General features: G+C 34.5%; 22 protein-coding genes. 8 read left to right on the forward strand and 14 right to left on the reverse strand.

The features are described from left to right. Positions 1–164 precede the first annotated feature (164 nt). The 4 genes from AC2A1D_RS09955 to hemE are packed head-to-tail and all read left to right on the forward strand — an operon-like array spanning position 165 to position 3,164. Positions 165–746, forward strand: a complete 582-nt coding sequence (locus AC2A1D_RS09955) for a DUF1287 domain-containing protein (protein WP_484043492.1) — start codon at positions 165–167, stop codon at positions 744–746. 6 nt (positions 747–752) lie between these two features. After that, complete coding sequence (locus AC2A1D_RS09960; RefSeq protein ID WP_484043493.1) at positions 753–1,409, forward strand: peptidoglycan recognition protein family protein; 657 nt, start codon at positions 753–755, stop codon at positions 1,407–1,409. Next, complete coding sequence (locus AC2A1D_RS09965) at positions 1,406–2,095, forward strand: uroporphyrinogen-III synthase (protein WP_484043494.1); 690 nt, start codon at positions 1,406–1,408, stop codon at positions 2,093–2,095. Before AC2A1D_RS09960 ends, AC2A1D_RS09965 begins: the two co-directional genes overlap by 4 nt. A gap of 37 nt (positions 2,096–2,132) precedes the next feature. Beyond that, a complete protein-coding gene (hemE, locus tag AC2A1D_RS09970; RefSeq protein ID WP_484043495.1) occupies positions 2,133–3,164 on the forward strand; it encodes a uroporphyrinogen decarboxylase in 1,032 nt (343 codons plus the stop codon). 179 nt (positions 3,165–3,343) lie between these two features. Here hemE and AC2A1D_RS09975 read toward each other — a convergent pair whose 3' ends face one another. Continuing rightward, on the reverse strand, positions 3,344–3,640 hold the full coding sequence (locus AC2A1D_RS09975) for a cytochrome C (protein ID WP_484043496.1): 297 nt from the start codon (positions 3,638–3,640) through the stop codon (positions 3,344–3,346). A 131-nt stretch (positions 3,641–3,771) separates the two neighbouring features. On the opposite strand from AC2A1D_RS09975, the gene meaB reads away from it, so the two are divergent. After that, positions 3,772–4,752 carry a methylmalonyl Co-A mutase-associated GTPase MeaB gene (meaB, locus tag AC2A1D_RS09980; RefSeq protein ID WP_484043497.1) on the forward strand — a complete coding sequence of 327 codons (981 nt, stop codon included), beginning with the start codon at positions 3,772–3,774 and terminating at the stop codon, positions 4,750–4,752. A 6-nt stretch (positions 4,753–4,758) separates the two neighbouring features. Here meaB and AC2A1D_RS09985 read toward each other — a convergent pair whose 3' ends face one another. Beyond that, positions 4,759–5,259 (reverse strand): DUF4251 domain-containing protein, encoded by a 501-nt coding sequence (locus AC2A1D_RS09985; protein ID WP_484043498.1) that lies wholly within the window; start codon positions 5,257–5,259, stop codon positions 4,759–4,761. Between the two features lie 166 nt (positions 5,260–5,425). On the opposite strand from AC2A1D_RS09985, the gene AC2A1D_RS09990 reads away from it, so the two are divergent. Both AC2A1D_RS09990 and AC2A1D_RS09995 read left to right on the forward strand, forming a co-directional pair. Further along, positions 5,426–6,232 carry a M48 family metallopeptidase gene (locus AC2A1D_RS09990; protein WP_484043499.1) on the forward strand — a complete coding sequence of 269 codons (807 nt, stop codon included), beginning with the start codon at positions 5,426–5,428 and terminating at the stop codon, positions 6,230–6,232. 65 nt (positions 6,233–6,297) lie between these two features. After that, positions 6,298–6,615, forward strand: a complete 318-nt coding sequence (locus AC2A1D_RS09995; protein WP_484043500.1) for a hypothetical protein — start codon at positions 6,298–6,300, stop codon at positions 6,613–6,615. A gap of 40 nt (positions 6,616–6,655) precedes the next feature. Here the strand turns inward: AC2A1D_RS09995 and AC2A1D_RS10000 are convergent, their stop codons facing one another. The 11 genes from AC2A1D_RS10000 to AC2A1D_RS10050 form a co-directional block, all read right to left on the reverse strand. Continuing rightward, positions 6,656–7,282, reverse strand: a complete 627-nt coding sequence (locus AC2A1D_RS10000; RefSeq protein WP_484043501.1) for an outer membrane beta-barrel protein — start codon at positions 7,280–7,282, stop codon at positions 6,656–6,658. Beyond that, positions 7,266–8,081: an ABC transporter ATP-binding protein gene (locus AC2A1D_RS10005; protein ID WP_484043502.1), complete on the reverse strand. Its 816-nt coding sequence runs from the start codon at positions 8,079–8,081 to the stop codon at positions 7,266–7,268. Before AC2A1D_RS10005 ends, AC2A1D_RS10000 begins: the two co-directional genes overlap by 17 nt. Further along, positions 8,081–8,833: an MlaE family ABC transporter permease gene (locus AC2A1D_RS10010; protein WP_484043503.1), complete on the reverse strand. Its 753-nt coding sequence runs from the start codon at positions 8,831–8,833 to the stop codon at positions 8,081–8,083. Before AC2A1D_RS10010 ends, AC2A1D_RS10005 begins: the two co-directional genes overlap by 1 nt. A gap of 51 nt (positions 8,834–8,884) precedes the next feature. After that, positions 8,885–10,255 carry an exopolysaccharide biosynthesis polyprenyl glycosylphosphotransferase gene (locus AC2A1D_RS10015; RefSeq protein WP_484043504.1) on the reverse strand — a complete coding sequence of 457 codons (1,371 nt, stop codon included), beginning with the start codon at positions 10,253–10,255 and terminating at the stop codon, positions 8,885–8,887. A gap of 38 nt (positions 10,256–10,293) precedes the next feature. Further along, a complete protein-coding gene (locus tag AC2A1D_RS10020; RefSeq protein WP_484043505.1) occupies positions 10,294–10,923 on the reverse strand; it encodes a 7-carboxy-7-deazaguanine synthase QueE in 630 nt (209 codons plus the stop codon). A gap of 5 nt (positions 10,924–10,928) precedes the next feature. Further along, the gene (locus AC2A1D_RS10025; protein WP_484043506.1) at positions 10,929–11,813 is read right to left on the reverse strand and encodes a bifunctional 5,10-methylenetetrahydrofolate dehydrogenase/5,10-methenyltetrahydrofolate cyclohydrolase; all 885 of its coding nucleotides are present in this window, start codon (positions 11,811–11,813) and stop codon (positions 10,929–10,931) included. Positions 11,814–11,844: 31 nt separating this feature from the next. Continuing rightward, positions 11,845–12,135 (reverse strand): type II toxin-antitoxin system RelE/ParE family toxin, encoded by a 291-nt coding sequence (locus AC2A1D_RS10030; RefSeq protein WP_484043507.1) that lies wholly within the window; start codon positions 12,133–12,135, stop codon positions 11,845–11,847. Then, complete coding sequence (locus AC2A1D_RS10035) at positions 12,125–12,343, reverse strand: hypothetical protein (protein ID WP_484043508.1); 219 nt, start codon at positions 12,341–12,343, stop codon at positions 12,125–12,127. Before AC2A1D_RS10035 ends, AC2A1D_RS10030 begins: the two co-directional genes overlap by 11 nt. A gap of 43 nt (positions 12,344–12,386) precedes the next feature. After that, positions 12,387–14,027 (reverse strand): glucose-6-phosphate isomerase, encoded by a 1,641-nt coding sequence (gene pgi / locus AC2A1D_RS10040; protein WP_484043509.1) that lies wholly within the window; start codon positions 14,025–14,027, stop codon positions 12,387–12,389. 133 nt (positions 14,028–14,160) lie between these two features. Then, complete coding sequence (locus tag AC2A1D_RS10045) at positions 14,161–15,030, reverse strand: hypothetical protein (RefSeq protein WP_484043510.1); 870 nt, start codon at positions 15,028–15,030, stop codon at positions 14,161–14,163. A gap of 172 nt (positions 15,031–15,202) precedes the next feature. Beyond that, positions 15,203–16,117: a DUF4349 domain-containing protein gene (locus AC2A1D_RS10050; protein WP_484043511.1), complete on the reverse strand. Its 915-nt coding sequence runs from the start codon at positions 16,115–16,117 to the stop codon at positions 15,203–15,205. A 209-nt stretch (positions 16,118–16,326) separates the two neighbouring features. On the opposite strand from AC2A1D_RS10050, the gene AC2A1D_RS10055 reads away from it, so the two are divergent. Then, on the forward strand, positions 16,327–17,685 hold the full coding sequence (locus AC2A1D_RS10055) for an acyl-CoA dehydrogenase family protein (protein ID WP_484043512.1): 1,359 nt from the start codon (positions 16,327–16,329) through the stop codon (positions 17,683–17,685). Positions 17,686–17,782: 97 nt separating this feature from the next. On the opposite strand, the gene AC2A1D_RS10060 is transcribed toward AC2A1D_RS10055, so the two are convergent. Then, positions 17,783–18,070 carry a hypothetical protein gene (locus AC2A1D_RS10060; protein ID WP_484043513.1) on the reverse strand — a complete coding sequence of 96 codons (288 nt, stop codon included), beginning with the start codon at positions 18,068–18,070 and terminating at the stop codon, positions 17,783–17,785. Between the last annotated feature and the right edge of the window lie 53 nt (positions 18,071–18,123).

Consider the following 18,123-nt stretch of genomic DNA (forward strand, 5'->3'; position numbering starts at 1 on the left):
TTACTATTGCTTTTTCGAGTATTTACTAAGTTAATGTTCTCATAAAACAAGAGTGATTTTGCAGATAATTTTCATCAACCCACTCTGTAATGTCTGCGAGAACGTAAATTTTTTATCTTTGATACTATTAACTACGAACGTACGTTTTATCAAAAACCAATTCAATGAAAAAGCACTTAACCATTTTCTTTGTCGCTCTTTTTGTTTTTTTCGGGAAAGCACAAAATCAGTTTGCACAACAACTTTCTAATGCTGCAATTAGCCTAACAAAAACGAAGGTAACTTACGACCCAAGTTACGTTACGATTAAATATCCCAACGGAGACGTTCCTGCAGACAAAGGAGTTTGCACAGATGTTATCATTCGAGCATACCGAAAAGTTGGCATCGACCTTCAAAAAGAAGTGCATGAAGATATGGCGAAAAACTTTTCAAAATATCCAAAAAAATACGGTCTTAAAAAACCAGACACCAATATCGACCACAGAAGAGTGCCTAATTTACAGGTTTTCTTTGCAAAATTTGGAAAAACAAAATCCATTGAAACCAAGCCAGAACTTTATGTTCCAGGAGATATTGTGACGTGGGTTTTACCCGGAAATCTTACACACATCGGGCTGGTTGTCAACAGAAAATCTAAAGACGGAAAAAGATACATGATTGTTCACAACATTGGCGGCGGACAAGTTATGGAAGACTGTCTTTTCAATTTTACGATTACCGGACATTATTCTTATTCAAAATAAATGACGATGAAGAAACTGTTTTTCGCACTTTTTTTATTGATTTTACATCATATTTCTGCTCAAAATTCAGATTTAAAAATTGTTTCAAAGCCAATTAATTATTCTGCGGAGCGTGTTCAATTGAGTTTAGAATATTTAAAAGACCATCACGGAATTGTAAAAAAAACACCCACAATTGAGCCTAAAATTATCGTGCTGCATTACACAGCGGGAGGTTCTGTGGAAAGCAATTTTAAATACTTCAACAATACTCATTTAGAAAGTGCCAGAAATACTTTAAAAAAGCAAAGTACGCTGAATGTTTCTTCACAATACATTATCGATAGAGACGGAACGGTTTATCAATTAATGGAACCTACACAATTTGCGAGACATACGATTGGTTTAAATTACTGCGCCATCGGAATTGAAAATATCGGAAGCAAAACACAACCTCTTACCGACAAACAAGTGATTGCAAACGAAAAGCTAATTAGACTTTTAACTCAAAAATATAAAATAGAATACCTCATCGGTCATTCAGAATATGGAGTGTTTAGAAATTCGAAACTTTGGAAAGAATCAGACCCGAAATATTTTACAGGAAAAGAAGACCCCGGAAATGAATTCATGACGAAAGTAAGACAAAAAGTAGCTGATTTGAAGCTAAAAAGTAGACCATGATAAAGGTTTTATTTCTTAAAAATATCGACCACAAATACCTTTCAGAAAAGTTAGGCAATGATTTTTTGGTGGAAACTCTTGAAGTCATTAAAACCCAATCTCTTCCTGTAAAACCCTTTGATTTAAAAAACAACTCACTCATTTTTACCAGTGCAAATGGCGTGAAAGCATTCTTCGAAAATAAATTTCAAGCGGATGAAGATTTTACTTCACCTCAATACAACAAAATCTATTGCGTAGGCGAAAAAACGAAAAAGGAACTTCGCAAAAACGGTTTTGGAACATTCAAAGTTTTAAAAAATGCAGAAACATTATCTCAATTTATTGTTGAAAATTGTTCTCAGGAAAAATTCATTCATTTTTGTGGAAATCTAGCACTTGATGTTTTAGACAAAGACCTTCCGCTTCAGAATATTGAGTACAAAAAAGTGGTAGTTTATGAAACAAAATCGCTGAAACCCAAAATCACTGAAAAATATCATGCAATAGTTTTTTTTAGCCCGAGTGGAGTTCGTAGTTTTGCGGAAAATAATTCTTTAGAAAATACAATGCTTTTTTCGATAGGAGAAACCACTACTAAAGAATTGAAAAAACATACAAAAACAGAGGTTTTCACAAGCCAAGAAAACTCTCTTTTAAATTTATTGTCGGTGTTAAAAGAAACTTTAATAAAGATAAAACCTTAAAATTTCTGTTAAACACGGGCAGCTTTCAATAAAAATTATGATAAAAAACGACCTATATTTAAGAGCACTTCGTGGTGAGACTGTAGAAAGACCACCCGTTTGGATGATGAGACAGGCAGGAAGATACTTACCTGAATTTATCGCACTTCGTGACCAATACGACTTCTTCACAAGATGCCAAACTCCGGAACTTGCTTCAGAAATCACGGTACAGCCTATTAGAAGATTTCCTTTAGATGCAGCGATTTTATTCTCTGATATTTTGGTAGTTCCGCAAGCGATGGGAATCGATTTTAAAATGAAAGAATCTGTTGGACCTTGGTTGGAAAACCCAATCAGAACTGCAGAGCAGGTGGAAAACGTGGTTGTTCCCGATGTAAATGATACTTTAGGATACGTTTTCGACGCCATTGAATTAACATTACAAAAACTAGACAATAACATTCCTTTAATTGGTTTCGCGGGTTCACCTTGGACAATTTTCTGTTATTGTATTGAAGGAAGAGGTTCTAAAGATTTTAATATTGCAAAATCTTTCTGTTTCCTTCAGCCAGAAGCGGCGCACAAATTATTACAAAAAATTACCGATACAACGATTGCTTACCTAAAAAGAAAAGTTGAAAAAGGCGTTTCTGCGGTTCAAGTTTTCGATTCTTGGGGAGGAATGCTTTCTCCAGCCGATTATCAGGAGTTTTCTTGGCAGTACATCAACCAAATTGTTGAAGCTTTAGCACCATTAACACACGTTGTTGTTTTCGGAAAAGGATGTTGGTTTGCTCTAGAAGATATGACGAATTCTAAAGCTTCTGCTTTAGGTGTTGACTGGACAGTAAGCCCAGAAATGGCTAGAAAACTTACGAATAATTCAGTTACACTTCAAGGTAATTTTGATCCTTCCAGACTTCATTCAAGCCCAGAAACCATCAAAAAAATGGTAACTGAAATGATTAACCGTTTCGGAAAAGAGAAATACATCGCCAATTTAGGTCATGGTATTTTACCAAACATCCCTGTTGAAAATGCAGAAGCATTTATCAGAGCGGTGGTGGACTGGAAACCTACGGTGTAAAAGAAAATTCAAAATCAATATAAAATCCCTTTCAATTATAAAGAAAGGGATTTTTTATACTCTTTGTTGAGAGCCTAAATTAAACCTAGCCGGTTTTAAAAACCTGTTAGGTTTATACAAAATAAAAAACCAGCCTTTCAAGAAATTTTGAAAGGCTGGTTTATATTTTATCTAAAAAATTATTTCGTTTGTGCAGAAACGATATAATCGTACACCCATTGATGTTGCTCGTCGGTAAGTCTTGCTTTTGGAGCCATAGAATTCATAATTCCAACCCACTGTACAGAAGTAAATTTGTCTACTTCAGGAAGTTTATGACATTTTTTGCACGAGTTTTCGAAAATCGTTTTCCCTTGTGCTATTTGCTCAGCTGTACTCGTTGCAGCAGCGGGAGCAGCAGTTGTAGCCGTAGATTTTGGCGTACATGAGGTGATGAAAAGTGCGGCTAAAAACGCCGATGCAAGAATTTTTCTCATTTTTTACAAATTTTATAAACAAATTTAATGTTTCGCCTTTGATAAAGCTTGGTGAAAATTTAATTTAGAAACATTAAAATTAAGCACTTTTATAAAACGATTTTGCATTTTATTTTTTTATTTTTGAATTAATGAAAATCTCCACACAAGAACTTTATGAAGGCATCCGCAATGGCAACAAACGCTTAATTGCAAAAGCCATCACTTTAATTGAAAGTAAAAAAGCAGAACACAGACAACAAGCTGAAGAATTGTTGAAAATGATTATGCCTTTTACCGGAAATTCTGTTCGTGTAGGAATTACCGGAGTTCCAGGCGCAGGAAAATCTACATTTATTGAAAGCTTTGGTCTTTTGGCGATTTCTAAAGGTAAAAAAGTTGCGGTTTTGGCAATTGACCCTAGTTCGGCAATCAACAAAGGAAGTATTTTGGGAGATAAAACGAGGATGGAAGAACTTTCTAAACAAGACAACGCCTTCATTCGTCCTTCTCCAAGTTCTGGTTTTTTGGGTGGAGTTGCGAATGCTACATTTGAAACCATGCTCATTTGTGAAGCAGCCGGTTACGATTATATTTTGATTGAAACGGTAGGTGTTGGACAATCTGAAATTTTGGTTGCAGATATTACAGATGTTTTTCTGTTTCTAAAAATTATTGGTGGCGGAGATGAATTACAAGGCATCAAACGAGGAATTATGGAAATGACCGATGTAATTTTCATCAATAAAGTTGATGAAGACAATCTTCAAAAAGCAAAAAATACCCGACTTGAGCTGAAACGTGCCTTAGATTTTATTCCGCAAAAAGAAAAAGATTGGAAAGTTCAGGTTTTGCTTGGTTCCGCTTTAAATAATGTTGGCTTAACCGATGTTTACGAAAAAATTGATGATTTCATTAGTTTAAAGAAAAAAAACAATAGATTTGAAGAAGTTCGTAAGGAACAGGCGGAAAAACGTTTTGAATATTGGGTTCAAGAATATATTTTGGCTGCATTAAAGAAAGATACTTTATTCGAAGAAACGTATTTTAAGCATAAAAAAAATGCTTCAGAACAGGTTGCAAACCCAAGTTCTGAAGCAAAATTATTTGTAGATCAGTTTTTAAAAAATTAGGAAGTATTATTTCTCTTCTTTTTTATCGGCTTTTTTCTTATCGACTTCTATTTTTGAGATGTAGCCATCGTATGAAATAGGCTGTCTGTCGTTGCTGTTAATAGAAGTAAGTGCTTTTCCGTTTTTATAAATTTCTACGTAAATATCTGTTACATTAGAAACATCTTTTGGCTGAATTTTATATACCCACTTTCCTTTTTTCTTACGCTTTTTTTCAATGGTAAAATCTTTCGAAGTAAACTGATATCCTGCATTTGAAGTATTGCCGTAAGTTGGGTTGTAAGTACGCCCAAAATAAGGTAAATACACTTCAAGCAAGCCATTTTTAATATCAAAACCATAGCCTTCACCTTGAAGCTGAAACATCCTTACTGAAGGTGCATTCGGCATAGAATTAGCCACTTTAATTACATCATAATTAGTAGGATTAGCTCTTTCAGCATGAAAGGTAAATTCATCTGAATTCACTAGCGCATCTGTCTCTGTTTGAGTAATAGTTTGAGCCATTATGCTTTGAAAATTCAAAACAAAAACAGAGAAAAATATTAAAATAATATACTTTTTCATAGCTTTACAAAATATAAATGATGATAACAAATTTTATGCTAATATAAGATTTGTTTTCCATTTTGGAATAAATCTTGTAACACAGCAAACATTAACACTCGAAACAATGAAAACGAAATTCTTTTTAGGCATGGGCGCCGCAATTCTTACGGTAGCTGCATGTACAACCAATCCAATGACAGGTAGGTCTTCTATACAACTTGCCAATAATACAGAGATACTTACTATGGCTTCTCAGGAGTACAAAACAACTCTTACGAGCGCAAAAGTAATAAAAGGGACGGCAGATGCAACCCGTGTTGTAAATGTAGGAAACAGAATAAAAAATGCAGCTGAAAAATACTATGCAAGTATTGGAAGACAAGCTGATCTTGTAAGTTATAACTGGGAATTTAATTTACTTCAAGATGCGCAAATGAACGCATGGTGTATGCCTGGAGGAAAAGTTGCCGTTTATACAGGAATTTTGCCCGTAACTAAAGATGAAACCGGCTTAGCTGTTGTAATGGGACATGAAGTGTCACACGCTTTGGCAGGACACGGAAATGAAAGAATTTCTCAAGCTATGGTCGCTCAATATGGTGGTCAAATTTTAGGAGGAACAATTTCTAATGCACAATGGGCACAGGTTTTTGAAGCTGCTTATCCAATCGGCTCACAAGTTGCTTTATTAAAATACGGAAGAAGCCAAGAATCTGAAGCAGATCAAATGGGACTATATCTAATGTCGATGGCAGGATACGATCCAAGACAGGCAATTCCTTTTTGGCAAAGAATGGAAGCTTCTGCAACTGGCGCAAGACAACCTGAATTTCTTTCTACCCATCCAAGTCCGGGAACAAGAATTTCTGACATTAACAAAAATCTTCCGAAAGCTTTAGAATATTATAAAGCAGCAGGAGGTAAAATGTAAATAAAAAAAATATAGCCTGGTTTGATGCAAATCAGGCTTTTTATTTTTAATTTTATAAAAAAACTATGAAAAATCTAACCCTCACAGGAATTATCCTTCTTGCCATTTCAATATTACTGTTTTACCTCACATCGCCGAATTTTAACCTAAACGATCTGCAGATTAGCCACATTATGGGTATTATGGCGGGTGTAGGAATTGGTTTAATTATCGGTGGAATGATAGGCTACGTAAGCAAAGGTAGCGCTATAAAAGAGGAGCAACGCAAAAAAGAATACAAGCAACTTCAGAAAGAAAAAGCGGAACTAGAACTTAAAGCCCAACAAATTGCCCAAAGAGAACAAGAGCTAGATCAAGAAAAAAATAAAAATCCTCAAGTATAAGTTTGAGGATTTTTTATGTTCAAAAAATATTTTCTGTTGATTAAAATTTATATCCGATCCCAACCATAAATAAATTGGCTCTATTGTCGTATCTAATTGTTTCTGTACCTGTGCCTCCTACATTTCTTACAAATTCTCGTTGATCTTTGCTTAAAGCACCTTCATATTTTGCATTGATGAGCAGATTTTTAAGCTCAATCTGAGCTCCAAATTGATACCCAACTGTAAATTGATTCCCTGCATTTTCTACAAAATCGTTGAAGGTATCTTCTTTTGCCAAATTGTAACTTGCAACAGGACCTATATAAATACCCAATGTATTTCCTATCAACTTGTGCCCTACTAAAAGTGGTACATCTAATCTGTTATTTTTTACACTAAAAGTGGTGTTAGAAACGGGATCTGTAAATTCATTCTTAAAAGTTGTATAATACACTTCAGGCATTGCAAAAAAGCCTAAAGGTAAATCCACTTTCAAAGAAAGCCCTACATTAAAACCTACATTATTACTCCCTTGATTTTCATACGCCGCAACCGCAGAGTTTGAAATATTCTTCCAGGAAGGTGAGCCTGTAGGAAAAATTAAATTGGCTTTTCCAGCCAAAGAGATTTGTGCAGAAGCTGCAACAGAAAGCCCAATAAGAGCGAAACTAAGAATCTTTTTCATTATCATCAAATTTTGATATGGTATTTTCAATTGTTTTATGATTCTCGAGTAGATAGGTTCTTAGTTCTTTAAAAAGTTCTGAAGAATAAACGAAGTCTATAAGGTTTTTATTACCTGCAGTAATTAAAATATCTTTATTTCCTTCCCATTCTTTCAATCCTAATCTGAGGTATACAATTTTCTCGCCAATTGTCATTACCGAGTTCATATCATGGGTGTTGATGATGGTTGTTGTGTCGTATTCTTTGGTAATTTCAAGCAAAAGATCATCGATAATATTCGATGTATAAGGATCTAGACCCGAATTTGGCTCATCACAAAATAAATATTTAGGATTATTTACAATTGCTCTTGCAATTGCCACCCTTTTTTGCATTCCTCCAGAAATTTCAGAAGGAAATTTTTTATTGGCTTTATCCAAATGTACTCTTCCGATTACCTCAAAAACTCTTCGTTTTTTCTCTCTGAAAGTCATATTGGTAAACATATCTAGAGGAAACATGATGTTTTCTTCCACCGTCATCGAGTCGAAAAGTGCGCTTCCTTGGAAAACGGTTCCGATTTCTGCTCTTAAAGTTTGTTTCTCTTCACGGCTCATGGTGTTAATATCTCTTCCATCAAAAAGGATTTCACCAGAAGAAGGTTCATATACATTGAGTAAGCTTTTCACAAAAACGGTTTTACCAGAACCACTTTGCCCAATAACCAAATTTACTTTTCCTTTTTCGAAAGTGGTTGAAATACCTTTAAGCACTTCTACATCGCCAAAACTTTTCTTAAGATCTTTTACCTCAATCATTAGCTTAAAATTAATTGTGTTAATATTAATTCAGAAATAATGATAAACACCATTGTCCAAACTACAGCCTGCGTACTTGCTCTACCAACTTCTAGGGAACCTCCTTTTACAAAATATCCAAAATAACTTGGCACAGAAGCAATTAAAAATGCAAAAACTGTTGTTTTAATAAAAGCATAGTATACAAACAGATTAGGCATATACATTTGGATTCCCACAATATAATCGTTGGTAGTCCAACTTCCTGTAATAAGACCTGCAATGTAACCTCCTCCAATACCAAAAACGATACTGATGGCAATTAAAAGTGGGTTGAAGATAACACAGGCAATAATTTTCGGAAGAATTAAAAAGTTAGGCGAATTGACTCCCATAATATCTAATGCATCAATTTGCTCCGAAACCCTCATCGTTCCGATACTCGATGCAATATAAGAGCCAACTTTACCGGCCAAAATAAGACTGATAATCGTTGGTGAAAATTCTAAAACCAAAACCGCTTTGGTTGCATACCCCACAAAAGAGGTTGGAATAGGAAAATCTGAAGCATCAAAATTGTTGAACATTTGTATCGCAACAACTGCTCCCACGAATATAGACGTGAAGATTACCAAACCAAAAGAATTCACTCCCAAATCATTAATCTCTCTCATGAAAATCTTCCAGAACACCTTCATTTTCTGTGGCTTCTGCATCGATTTACCCAGAAGAATGAAATACTCTCCTATTGCAGTAAAAAATTTTTTTAACATTCTGCTAAATTATGCTATTTTTATTTAATTAAAATAAAGCTCAGATTAAAATCACTCTGCTTTTTTATCTCCTAAAATCACCAAAAAAATGGTTTTAAGAATAATAACGAGGTCCATGGCAAAACTCCAGTTTCTTACGTAAAAAGCATCCGCAAGAACTCTTTTATTCATTTCAACCTCTACATCTCCTGCATCGCCACGCAAACCGCTTACTTGCGCAAGTCCCGTTACACCAGGATTTACCAGACTTCTTAAACTGTAACGTCCGATTTTCAGTTTATAATGGTCGTCTACCGCCAACATGTGCGGTCTTGGTCCTACTACAGACATTTCACCTTTTATTACGTTGATGAATTGTGGCAATTCATCCAAACTGGTTTTTCTAAGAAACTTCCCTATTTTGGTGATTCTTTTATCGTTTTTTTCTGTTGTTTTTGTTGCTGAATGCTCATTCAACACCATAGTTCGGAACTTTAAACAATAAAAAACTTCTTCATGGAAACCATATCTTTTTTGAACAAAAAATACAGGTCCTTTGGATGAAATTTTAATTAAAATAGCGATAATCGGAAACAACCACGAACAAATGAAAAGCAAAACAAAGACCGAAAAAAACAAATCGAAACTTCGTTTTAAAATATAATTTGAAAAAAAGTCTAACGGATATCTCGCCTGAACTAAAACCGGCTGCGTTGAAATATATTCTAAATCGTACAAGAAAAATTCGTTCTGAGAAATCTCCGGAAGAACACTTACGTTCACTTTTTTCTCTTCAGCCAAGCGGAAAATCATTTCTTCTGTTGTGGCATCCAAAAAACTATTTGCGGGTAAAAAAACGGTATGAATTCCTTTTTCTTTCCAAAATTGGGTAAGTGATTTTGAATCTAAAGACTCTTTAAAATCAAAAACCTTGTACCCGTAATCTTTTCTTTCTTCAAAAGTGGCTTTTAGGATATCAGTCGCGGCATTTTCCTGCAAAAACATTACATTTCTGTAATTTACACCTTTAGATCTTAAATATTTAATCACAAAATAAATCGCTGATTTTGAGAGAAATATAAAAGTAAAAAGATACAGTGAAAGCCAAGACAATTCGCTCGTAAAAAACTGATTATTACTCACCTTCCTGATAAGAACCAACCCCAGAATGAACAAAACAAACTGCAGAATAATTCTTTCTGTGAAAAGTGTATAAGTAAGATTTCTCGGAATATTGTAAATCTTTGTGCGACCACTCAGCAAAACCCAAAAAGAAATGAGAAGCAAAAGCGGGAAAAAGTTTTCGTTCCAGAAAATCTCTGCATCCTGAATAGATTTTACATTTTTACCAATATAAAAAAATGTAAAAACCGATGCGAGTACCAAAAGGTCTAGCAGAACAATGATGAACTTAATATATCTTGAGTATCGTATTCTCTGCATCGCTCACTGAAAAACTTATTGGCGAATATAATCAATTTTTAAGGGATATTCAAGTATTTATGGGTTTGCACAGAAGCTTGCCATCTTGGGTTTTCAAGGATAAAATCTGTCATTTTAGGATACATTTCATCACGCTTGCTCCATTCACTTTGAAGATATAATTTACAGTTTTCAGAAACTTTTGCAGCCTGTTCTTCAGCAAATTTAAAATCGTTGTTGTTGAATACAATAACTTTCAATTCGTGAGCTTTAGCATAGATTTCTTCTTTTGGAAGCCCTGTTTTTTTCGGTGAAAGTGTAATCCAGTCCAATTGACCACTCATAGGATATGCTCCAGAAGTTTCGATGTGAATGGTACAACCCAATTCTTTTAATCTTCCTGTTAAAACATCAAGATTCCACATCAAAGGTTCACCTCCCGTTAAAACGATGGTTTTGCAATGTTTTGCAGCAATTTCGGCAATTTCCACAGCATTTAAAGCAGGATGAAGATTCGGATCCCAACTTTCCTTCACATCACACCAATGACAGCCAACATCGCAGCCGCCTAATCTAATGAAATATGCCGCTTTTCCGGTATGCGCTCCCTCACCTTGAATAGTGTAAAAATGCTCCATCACCGGGAGCATTTTACCTTCTTTTAATAATATATCTTCTTCTTTATTCATTTTAATTAGTCGTTATAGACTGATGTTTTGTAAGCAATGATGGTATTTTTCATCAACATCGCTCTTGTCATAGGACCTACTCCTCCAGGAACTGGCGTTATCCAACTTGCTTTTGCTTCACAACTGTCGAAATCTACATCTCCTGCCAAATAATATCCTTTTGGAGAATCATTGTCTACTCTTGTAATACCAACGTCTACAATTACGGCTCCATCTTTAATCATCTCTCCTTTCAAGAAATGAGGATCTCCTAAAGCTGTAATTACAATGTCTGCTTTTTTAGTATATTCTTCAATATCTTTTGTGTAAGAGTGCGTTAATGTAACGGTAGAGTTTCCAGGGAAATCTTTTCTTCCCATTAAGATACTCATTGGTCTACCCACAATTTTACTTCTTCCGATAATTACACAATCTTTACCTTTCGTTTCGATATTGTATCTTTCTAATAAAGTTAAAATCCCGAACGGAGTTGCAGGTAAGAAAGTATCCATTTCTAAAGCCATTTTCCCGAAATTTTCAGGGTGGAAACCATCTACATCTTTTCTAGGATCGATTGCGTTGATGATTTTTTCCTGATCGATTTGATCTGGCAAAGGAAGCTGAACGATAAAACCATCCACAGCTTTTGACTTGTTCAATTCATCAATTTTCTCTAATAATTCAGATTCAGAAACCGTACTCGGAAATTTCACCAAGCTAGATTGAAACCCAACTTCTTCACAATCTTTCACTTTTGCGTTTACGTAGGCTTTACTTGCACCGTTGTTTCCAACCAAAATTGCTACCAAATGTGGAGCTCTTCTTTTGCTTGCAACGATTTTTTCAACCTCTGCTTTAATTTCTTGTTTTATTTCTTTGGATACTTTTAATCCGTCAAGAATTTGTGCCATTTTTACTTTTATTACTTTATATTATTAGATTCTACGGATACTTTTCTGGATTCTGATGAGTGCAGAAAACAGAGAGAATGTTTACAATTTGTGCTTCTTCATCAATATCAAATAAAACTAAATAAGGAAGCTTCTTTAAAGGAATTGCCCTTACTTTTCTATACTTGATGGCAAAAAAAGGATTTGTTTGTAGCGATTTATAAGCATCAAGCAATCGCTTCTTAAAACTTTTCGCAGCAGATTGAGAATACATTTTATAATATTTAATCGCATTATCAATTTCATTGACTGCATTAGGAGATACTAAAATCTTAAATGCCATATTTTTCCGAAATTTTCTTCAGCGATTCAAATGCGTCTACAGATTTCGTTCTATCCTGCATTAAAGCTTCATCAATCACCTTTTTCATTTCGTCTGTCAGCTCAAAATCATCCTCATTTTTTTCAAAACTGATTTTCATTTTTTTTAAAAAAGTTTCCACAAAGGTTTCTTCTTCCTTATTATTTAGGTTAATGATTATCTGTGTCATATCTTTTATTTTAAATCAAAATTAATGAAAATCAATTAAGATTTTATTTAAACTTTTTATAATAATTAATCAACCCGTTTGTAGAGCTGTCATGAGAGTTAACCTCTTCATTTCCACCCAACTCAGGTAAGATTTTATTAGCTAAAACTTTCCCAAGTTCTACTCCAAATTGGTCAAAACTGAAAATATTCCAAATAACTCCCTGAACGAAAATTTTATGCTCATACAAAGCAATCAACTGTCCTAAAGAAAAAGGAGTTAATTCTTTAAACAACAAAGAGTTAGTTGGTGTATTTCCGTGGAAAACTTTATAATTTAACAAGAAGTCGATTTCTTCTTCCGACTTTCCTGCTGCTTGTAATTCTGCATACACTTCTTCTTCTGTTTTTCCGAAAGCTAAAGCTTCAGTTTGAGCAAAGAAGTTTGCTAATAATTTATCCTGATGGTCAGAAACTTTGTTCGGGCTTTTTGTATACGCAATAAAATCTGCCGGAATCAATTCTGTTCCCTGGTGAATCAATTGATAGAAAGCGTGTTGCCCGTTTGTTCCAGGTTCACCCCAAATAATTGGTCCTGTTTCGTATTCTACAAATTCGCCGTTTCTATCTACACATTTCCCGTTACTTTCCATATCTCCTTGCTGAAGATACGCTGCAAACCTGTCTAAATACTGAGAATAGGGCAAAATTGCATAGCTTGTTGCTGCATAAAAATTACGATACCAAATTCCCAAAAGCCCCATTAAAACGGGAACGTTTTCAGAGAAATCAGCTGTTTGGAAATGTACATCGGTTTCGTTTGCACCTTTTAAAAGTTGTTCGAAATTATCAAATCCAACCGCAAGAACGATGCTTAAACCAATTGCGCTCCACAACGAATATCTTCCGCCAACCCAATCCCAAAACTCGAAGATGTTTTCTTCTGCAATTCCGAAATCTTTTACAGCCTGAACATTTGTAGACAAAGCCACAAAATGTTTCGCTACATCTTCCTGTTTCCCAGCTTGCAAGAACCAATCTTTAGCCGAATTGGCATTCGTCATAGTTTCTTGCGTCGTAAACGTTTTTGAAGCAATGATGAATAAAGTTGTTTCTGGGTTGAGTGTTTTTACCACTTCAGCCAAATGATTTCCGTCTACATTCGAAACGAAATGCACATTCAGTCTTGTTTTAAAGTGCTTCAAAGCAGAAACCACCATTACCGGTCCCAAATCTGAACCGCCAATTCCGATGTTTACCACATCTGTAATTTCTTTTCCGCTAAAACCTTTGTGAGCTCCCGAAATTACGCTTTCAGAAAAAGATTTCATGTGGTCTAAAACTCTTTTAATCTGTGGCTTAATATTTTCGCCATCTACCAAAATTTCCTTTTCTGAAAAATCTCTCAAAGCAGTATGCAAAACCGCTCTATCTTCAGTTTCGTTGATTTTATCTCCCGAAAACATTTTAGAAATAGCATCTTTCAACTGGCATTCTTCCGCAAGATTAAGTAATAATTCTTTCGTTCTTGCATCGATTAAGTTTTTAGAATAATCAAAAAGATAGTTTTCTTTTGCGATAGAAAATTCCTGAAAACGGTTAGAATTGTATTGAAAAAGGCTTCTCAGTTCGAAGTCGTTATTCCCGAAATGCTCGTCTAGAGCAACCCAGCTGTTTGTCTGGATAGGATTTATTTTTGATAGCATAAATTAAATTTAGGGTTTAAAAAGCTGATTACTAGAAAAATTACAGTTAAAATCACGAGAATTTAGACTGCATGGTTTTCAAACCGCAAATTTACGTAATTTTCAGCCAATGATGTTAATTGAGGATTAAAAATCAATCGGTAAGCTCAAGTTGAAGAGAAAGTTTTAAATCTTCATTATTGGGTTTATTATTTTGAAACAATGTTCTCCACTTATCCCAACTCAATGAAAATAAATTAGTAACATTTGATTTTTGCGTAATAATAGTTGGCGCAACATGTTCAACTAATACGTGCTTTTCTTTAGCTCCATCAGAATGAACAATTGTGGTATGGTAAGAATATTTATTTTGTTCGTTTATTATCCATTCAAAACCAATAAAATATCCCTCTTCAGGAAAGGGAATTGGGTTTTTAGAAAAATCTACCTCCGTAATATTTTCTCCTTTTTTACACACGACAACATAATTTTTCACTTTTTTATTTGAAGGCCTTCCATTTTCATTTCGATAGAAAACAAGGTTTATTGTTGCTTCGTCTACTGTTCGATAAACATCAGAGGCAAATTTTAATTTCTTTATGTATAATTTTTCGACAGGAAAATCGTTTTTTACAAAATCTACAACAGTCCAAGTGGTTTTTGATGCAAAAAAGCTCATATTTCGTCTACCAAATTTTCCTATTGTTAATTCTTTGGCAAACTTCGGCTTCACCAAAGTCACCTCATCAATTTCAATAACCCTTGGTTTTAAAAAATACTTCGTTTTATTTTCTTGAACAAGTAGATTTTCATATCCAAAAGACTGAATTTCTGAAACTTCTTCATCTTTTTCTAAAGTAATTTCTCCGTTTTCTTCGGTGTTTCTGTAGTAATCTTTTCCTTTTAAAATAAGTTTGGCGTAAGGAATTGGTTTTTGAGTTTCAGCATCGGTAACGATGATTTTCTGCTGAGAAAAGTAATAAGAAGTAATACTTGCAAATACAAGCACTAAGATTTTTTTCATGATTTATTGTTTAAAAGCCTTAACGCATTTTTTCAACTTTTATTGAATTTCCACATCATATTTTCTCAAAAGATTACCATAATTGATTAAAAGCAAAAAAACCTCCAGTTTTAAAGCTGGAGATTCTTTTTAAACAATAAATTTTAGTAATATTTATAGAGATAACACAAGGTTAAGATTGCTCTTCTGTAGAAATTTCACGAGTTTTTATCAATTTTCTCTTTCTGAAAAAATACAAACCTGCTGCCGCAATAATCAGAAGTGGCCAAACCGAAATTAACAACACCAAAATTCTCTGAATTAAATAATATCCTTCCACAAAAGCATTTTTTGCGGTGTACAAAAAGTTGAATTTATACTTATTATCAACGTTTGTAGAATTGGTAACTGCAATTTCTGCAACGCGAAGTTTTGGCTCTTTTAAATAAACATCTACGGTGCTGTACTTCAAATTATCTGTTACATTCATATTGGCGAGTTGCTGTAGATTTCCGTCTTGCATATTATCGTTGTCGAGCGTCACTTTATCTTTATTGGCTTTAAGCTGAGAAATATTTTGTTCATTCTTTTTAATTCTTTCGCCTTCCAATTTAGCGTATTGTATATTCGCTGTTACATCTTCCGCATTAATCAACCTTGAATTGAGAAACAGTTTTTTATCATTAATAAAAGTAAGTAACGCACCCAATTTCTCCGTAGGAACTCTTAGTTGCATTGTATTTTCAGTTTGATATTTTTTTACAAGAACCGCATCTTCATTGGACGTGTTGTATGTTTCTTCTGAAAGAACATTGCTATGCATATTGCTTCTCGTTACAAAACCTCCCAGTTCCTGCACCGATTTTTCAATAGCGATGGTTGCTTCGTAAACATCTTTTACCTCCATATTTACATCGGCGGTTTTTATAAATTGTTTGTCTTTCACTTTCATCGTTGCAACAGACGAAATACTATCTGAAGTTACGTAAGCAGAATCTGCCTCTGCATAAATTTCTGATTCTGAATTTACAGCTTCTCCTTTTTTACAAGAATAAATTCCTACTAATAATACGACTACGGCTGATAATTTTAAATACGTTGTTTTCATAACTTTTGATTTTTAATGTTTTGCTTAATCCAAAGTTCAGCCTGAATCTTTTGTAATGTTTGAAAAAGCCACGTAAAAATCTTGTAAAGCGAAAAATCAATTTTAAACATTTAAAAATCAGCATTTTGTAAAACAAAACATGAAAAACAACGCCTTTTTCGGATTAATTTTTGCTTTGCTTATAACATCAAAACTCACAATAAACTATTATGTCGAATACAATTTCTAAAATCAGAAACGCGATCGAACTCTTCCGATCCATAGATTTTGATCAGCTTAGCGCCATTTCGAAGAAAGTTGATTTACCTAAACTCATGCACAGCTTTTCTAAGCTGAACGATAAACAAATGGGCGGTTTAATGAAAATGCTTAGCCAAGATCAAACTAAAAAAGAACTTCCGCCGATTGATGGCGATTTCTATGATATTTACCACACTTTAAGCCCTGAACAACGCGAAATTCAGTTAAAAGTAAGAGCTTTTATGGAAAAAGAAGTGAAACCATTGGTGAATCATTATTGGTTGAGAGACGAATTTCCGCATGAATTGATACCAAAATTTCAAAAACTGAATATTTGTGGCGTAACTTATGAAGGTTACGGCTGCCCTGGAATGCCGTTTTTAATGGAAGGCGTCATTGCCATGGAAATGGCGAGAATTGATGCTTCCATCGCTACCTTTTTCGGTGTACAATCTGGCTTAGCAATGGGCTCTATTTATATTTGTGGCTCGGAAGAACAAAAACAAAAATGGCTTCCGCAAATGCAAAAGTTTGAAAAAATAGGAGCTTTTGGTTTAACAGAACCAGAAGTAGGTTCCGGAGCTGCAGGAGGATTAACAGTAACCTGTAAAAAAACACCAGAAGGATGGATTCTGAACGGACAAAAAAAATGGATCGGAAATGCCACTTTTGCAGATTTAGTTATTATTTGGGCAAGAGATTTAGACGACGGTGAAGTAAAAGGTTTTATCGTTGAAAAAGATAATCCAGGATTTTCAGTTGAAAAAATTAAAGGAAAAATGGCTTTAAGAATCGTTCAAAATGGTTTAATTACGCTAAAAGATTGTTTAATAACAGAAGAAAACCGTTTACAGAAAGCCAATTCATTTAAAGACACCGCAAAAGTACTGCAAATGACAAGAGCTGGAGTTGCGTGGATGGCGACTGGTTGCGCAAGAGGAGCTTACGAAAGCGCTCTCGATTACACACGAACAAGAAAACAGTTCGGAAAACCAATCGCTTCTTTTCAGATGATTCAAGGGCATTTGGTAGAAATGCTATCAAATTTAACGGCGATGCAAACGATGGTTTTCAGACTTTCAGAAATGCAGGATGAGGGAATTTTAAAAGATGAACACGCTTCTTTAGCCAAAGTTTTCTGCACGTTAAGAACAAGAGATATTGTTTCCAGAGCACGAGAAGTGATGGGCGGAAACGGAATTTTATTGGAATATGATGTTGCAAGATTCGTTGCCGATGCAGAAGCAATTTACTCCTATGAAGGGACCAAAGAAATCAACTCGTTGATTGTAGGACGATCGATTACCGGTTTCAGCGCCTTTGTATAAAACGGAAAAACCACTGAAAAATCAGTGGTTTTAATATATGTTGTTTTGCTTTGATAGTCCTTTTTCAGAATTCAGGTGAAAAAGAACTGACAATCAATTAATGATGTCCGTGATCTCCATGACTATCGTGAACGAAAGGACCGTGACCTTTAGGTGAGTTGTACACTACTTCTACTCCTTCCTGTTCAAAAAGCATTTTGCTTCTGATTTGTTCTGGATCGAATGGTTTTACTTTTCCGAAATACTCCTTCAAACCTTCAGTTAACCAAAGTGGAATGATGAATCCGAAAAACATAAAAATACACCAGAACCCAACTAGGAACATACAGATAAAATAAACTGTCCAAAGGAACTGATAAAACGGCCAAAATGCTGATAAAATCATTTTTCTTTTACTTAAAGATTAGCGCAAAAATAAAACTTTTTTCCTTTTAATAC

It is taken from the genome of Chryseobacterium sp. HNCC26DJ239, assembly GCF_057180445.1.

Coding starts and splice junctions, on each gene's coding strand:
- AC2A1D_RS09955 (WP_484043492.1), top strand. CDS start 165: ATGAAAAAGCACTTAACCATTTTCTTTGTCGCTCTTTTTGTTTTTTTC.
- AC2A1D_RS09960 (WP_484043493.1), top strand. CDS start 753: ATGAAGAAACTGTTTTTCGCACTTTTTTTATTGATTTTACATCATATT.
- AC2A1D_RS09965 (WP_484043494.1), top strand. CDS start 1,406: ATGATAAAGGTTTTATTTCTTAAAAATATCGACCACAAATACCTTTCA.
- hemE (WP_484043495.1), top strand. CDS start 2,133: ATGATAAAAAACGACCTATATTTAAGAGCACTTCGTGGTGAGACTGTA.
- AC2A1D_RS09975 (WP_484043496.1), bottom strand. CDS start 3,640: ATGAGAAAAATTCTTGCATCGGCGTTTTTAGCCGCACTTTTCATCACC.
- meaB (WP_484043497.1), top strand. CDS start 3,772: ATGAAAATCTCCACACAAGAACTTTATGAAGGCATCCGCAATGGCAAC.
- AC2A1D_RS09985 (WP_484043498.1), bottom strand. CDS start 5,259: ATGGCTCAAACTATTACTCAAACAGAGACAGATGCGCTAGTGAATTCA.
- AC2A1D_RS09990 (WP_484043499.1), top strand. CDS start 5,426: ATGAAAACGAAATTCTTTTTAGGCATGGGCGCCGCAATTCTTACGGTA.
- AC2A1D_RS09995 (WP_484043500.1), top strand. CDS start 6,298: ATGAAAAATCTAACCCTCACAGGAATTATCCTTCTTGCCATTTCAATA.
- AC2A1D_RS10000 (WP_484043501.1), bottom strand. CDS start 7,282: ATGAAAAAGATTCTTAGTTTCGCTCTTATTGGGCTTTCTGTTGCAGCT.
- AC2A1D_RS10005 (WP_484043502.1), bottom strand. CDS start 8,081: ATGATTGAGGTAAAAGATCTTAAGAAAAGTTTTGGCGATGTAGAAGTG.
- AC2A1D_RS10010 (WP_484043503.1), bottom strand. CDS start 8,833: ATGTTAAAAAAATTTTTTACTGCAATAGGAGAGTATTTCATTCTTCTG.
- AC2A1D_RS10015 (WP_484043504.1), bottom strand. CDS start 10,255: ATGCAGAGAATACGATACTCAAGATATATTAAGTTCATCATTGTTCTG.
- AC2A1D_RS10020 (WP_484043505.1), bottom strand. CDS start 10,923: ATGAATAAAGAAGAAGATATATTATTAAAAGAAGGTAAAATGCTCCCG.
- AC2A1D_RS10025 (WP_484043506.1), bottom strand. CDS start 11,813: ATGGCACAAATTCTTGACGGATTAAAAGTATCCAAAGAAATAAAACAA.
- AC2A1D_RS10030 (WP_484043507.1), bottom strand. CDS start 12,135: ATGGCATTTAAGATTTTAGTATCTCCTAATGCAGTCAATGAAATTGAT.
- AC2A1D_RS10035 (WP_484043508.1), bottom strand. CDS start 12,343: ATGACACAGATAATCATTAACCTAAATAATAAGGAAGAAGAAACCTTT.
- pgi (WP_484043509.1), bottom strand. CDS start 14,027: ATGCTATCAAAAATAAATCCTATCCAGACAAACAGCTGGGTTGCTCTA.
- AC2A1D_RS10045 (WP_484043510.1), bottom strand. CDS start 15,030: ATGAAAAAAATCTTAGTGCTTGTATTTGCAAGTATTACTTCTTATTAC.
- AC2A1D_RS10050 (WP_484043511.1), bottom strand. CDS start 16,117: ATGAAAACAACGTATTTAAAATTATCAGCCGTAGTCGTATTATTAGTA.
- AC2A1D_RS10055 (WP_484043512.1), top strand. CDS start 16,327: ATGTCGAATACAATTTCTAAAATCAGAAACGCGATCGAACTCTTCCGA.
- AC2A1D_RS10060 (WP_484043513.1), bottom strand. CDS start 18,070: ATGATTTTATCAGCATTTTGGCCGTTTTATCAGTTCCTTTGGACAGTT.